Annotated in this window: 3 protein-coding genes and 1 pseudogene; 2 read left to right on the top strand and 2 right to left on the bottom strand. The window is 55.5% G+C overall.

The features are described from left to right. Positions 1-270 (bottom strand): annotated as a pseudogene (locus tag ACLL9E_RS11720) (hypothetical protein); the annotation flags it as partial. Positions 271-282: 12 nt separating this feature from the next. Then, on the bottom strand, positions 283-942 hold the full coding sequence (locus ACLL9E_RS11715; RefSeq protein ID WP_411291916.1) for a Tim44/TimA family putative adaptor protein: 660 nt from the start codon (positions 940-942) through the stop codon (positions 283-285). A gap of 241 nt (positions 943-1183) precedes the next feature. On the opposite strand from ACLL9E_RS11715, the gene secB reads away from it, so the two are divergent. Beyond that, a complete protein-coding gene (gene secB / locus ACLL9E_RS11710) occupies positions 1184-1693 on the top strand; it encodes a protein-export chaperone SecB (RefSeq protein ID WP_411291915.1) in 510 nt (169 codons plus the stop codon). A gap of 23 nt (positions 1694-1716) precedes the next feature. Continuing rightward, the coding region (murJ, locus tag ACLL9E_RS11705) for a murein biosynthesis integral membrane protein MurJ (RefSeq protein ID WP_411291914.1) at positions 1717-2747 on the top strand (1031 nt) is incomplete at its 3' end.

The following is a 2747-nucleotide window of genomic DNA, read 5'->3' as shown; positions in this document are numbered from 1 at the left end:
TGCCTTGCGCGCATCGACCTGCAAGGCCCCGATATCTGGACCACGTACCACGCCCAATGTAGCGGCTGTCGTGCCGTCTCCTGTCGCCACCGCTGCTGCCAGCGTTGCACTGGGCGTAGATGGAATTGGTGTTGCCGTCGTGTCAGCAACGGGTCGCGCGGACCCAGTGGGCCGCGACGATGTGGCAGGACCGCCATTAGGAATGACCCCACTTGCACAAGCGGACAGGGCAAAGGCGGATAAACCGAGAACTAAAAGGGCGCTTTTCATCGCCCGGATGAATCAGACCGAGTCGGTTTCGTCAAGCTTCCAATTACGGCCGCCCGATTTCACGTCGCGCATGAATGTCCAAATATCGTGGGTTTCAACTGCATCTGTCATCGATCCACCAATGATATTTCCATCGGCGTCTTTGACCATGGCAGCGATATCGGCATCGAAACGCACCGAAATACGGGCCATGGGATGATCGTAGCTGGCATCGGTGATGCGTATTTCGTCAATGCGCACGAGGCGGTTTTCAAGTGTCTCGCCTCGCGTGATACGGCCATCAATCGCCTCTGCAAAGCTATCGTAGACGTCGTCGTCGCACAAGAAACGAAGCGCTTCCTTGTCGTTTTTCCAATAAGCCTCAAGTACCATCTTGTAAGCGGATTTCGATCCTTCGACAAACAGTCCCAGATCAAAGCTGCGGTCGGCGTTCGCAATGGCCTTCAATCCGCTCTGCGCTGCCATGTCAGCATTCAGCATGTCATTCGCAGGCAAGGCAGAACCGGCGTCACCACCAGCAGAAGGCTGCCGCAGCATGGGCGTAGGCGCTGCATCAATTGGACGGCGCGCAACTGGCTCTTGTTCATGGCCAGTACGTTTGCCGAGAACCGAATAGAGGCGAAGGCCCAAGAAAGCAGCAACCAGAGCTAACAATACAATAGTGAACGTCACGACGCCTCCATGCGGCAAAAAATAAAACAGCGGCCTCTGTGCGAAATACGTCCGCCCAGCTCCACCTTTAAGCCATATAAGCATTAATGATGCACGTTTCAAAGGGCTTTGCCCAAAGAAAAATGCGGCCTGCCGCAAGCGCAACAATCATTGCCCTTTCGCAGCACGCCTGCTAGGCGCGACGGCCATCAAGGGTCGCACCGTTGCGGCCGGGTCAATCAACAAGAAAGCACGACATCTCATGGCTGATGAAGCAGGCACCATCGTTTCCGACAATGTAAAGGCCAATGGCGAAGATACCGCACCAGCAGTCGGTATGTTGAATCAATATATCAAGGACTTATCGGTCGAAAACCCGCACGCTCCGCACAGCTTTAATTGGGAAGGTGCACCGCAAATTGACGTGCAAGTCAACATTCAGGCCAATGCCATTACCGAAGAGGTACATGAGGTTACGTTGAAGCTGGCCGTGAAGGCCGAGAGCGACAATGGCGTCCAGTTCTCCGTTGAACTCGATTACGCCACTTTATTTGGTCTGCGTAACGTCACCGACGAACAAGCGCATCCATTTCTGTTTGGCGAAGCCCCGCGCCTGATGTTTCCGTTCGCGCGGCGCGTCGTTGCAGACGCCGTGCGCGATGCAGGTTATCCGCCACTCGTCCTTGAGCCAATTGATTTCAACGCGCTGTATATCCAGCAGCTGGCGCAAGCTCAGCAAATGGCAGAAACGCAGCCTGCCGGCGAAGCCTGAAACCGGCGGCACCAGGTAAAGATATGAGCCTGGTTCGAAATAGTGTCACCATCGGCGGGCTGACTTTGGTCAGCCGCGTTCTTGGTCTCGTGCGCGACATGCTAATGGCGCGCTATGTGGGTGCAGGACTTGCTTCGGATGCGTTTCTGATCGCGTGGCGATTGCCCAATCTGTTTCGGGCGCTTTTTGCCGAAGGCGCGTTCGCAGCGGTATTCGTGCCCTTGTTCAACAAAAAGATGACCGAGGCCGAGCGCGAGGAAGCCGGGCTTGGCATCATCGCCGCGCGCAAATTTGCCAGCCAGGTGCTTTCGGTTCTCTTCCCGTTTTTGGTGCTGTTTACGATTATCATGATGCTCGCCGCTGGGCCGATCGTATGGGCCATGACGGGTGGCTTTCCTGATGGTGGGCCCGAAAAGTTCGCGCTGGCGCGGCATCTCACGATAATTACCTTTCCTTATTTGGCGCTCATTTCGTTGGTGTCCTTGCTTGGCGGCATATTGAACTCGTTAAACCGTTTCTGGGTCAATGCCGCTGCCCCGATATTGCTGAACATCTGCATGATCATTGCGTTGGTATTTTTCAGGGGCGACACCGAGGTTGAAACGGCGGCAACGCAGGCCATCGCGGTGACCGTATCGGGCGCGCTGCAATTGTTATGGCTGATGTGGGCCTGTCACCGCGCTGGGGTCAGTCTCAAGCTGACCCTTCCCCGGCTGACGCCGGACGTAAAGCTAATGTTGGCGTTGATTGCGCCAGCCGCCATTGGTCAAGGCGCCATCCAGTTCAACTTGTTGATCTCGACATCACTTGCGGCAAGGTTTCTTCCCGAAGGGTCGGTATCATGGCTCTATTATGCTGACAGGCTGAACCAGCTGCCGCTTGGCCTTATCGGAATTGCTATCGGGACGGCGATATTGCCTGCACTTTCGCGGCAGATTGCAGGCTCCGATAGTAAAGCTGCATCCGATACGCAAAACCGCGCGGTCGAATTGGCCCTGTTCTTTGCGATGCCAGCAACCGTAGCGTTGATTGTGTCAGCCATTCCCATTGTCCA

Origin of the sequence: Sphingorhabdus sp., from assembly GCF_046596595.1 — a bacterium.
Lineage (GTDB): Bacteria > Pseudomonadota > Alphaproteobacteria > Sphingomonadales > Sphingomonadaceae > Sphingorhabdus_B.
Note: the sequence above shows the minus strand (reverse complement) of the source record. Positions and strands in the feature narration are given on the sequence as shown.

Bases quoted from the DNA above. Each gene is read 5' to 3' on its own strand.
- secB (WP_411291915.1), top strand. From the start codon at position 1,184: ATGGCTGATGAAGCAGGCACCATCGTTTCCGACAATGTAAAGGCCAAT.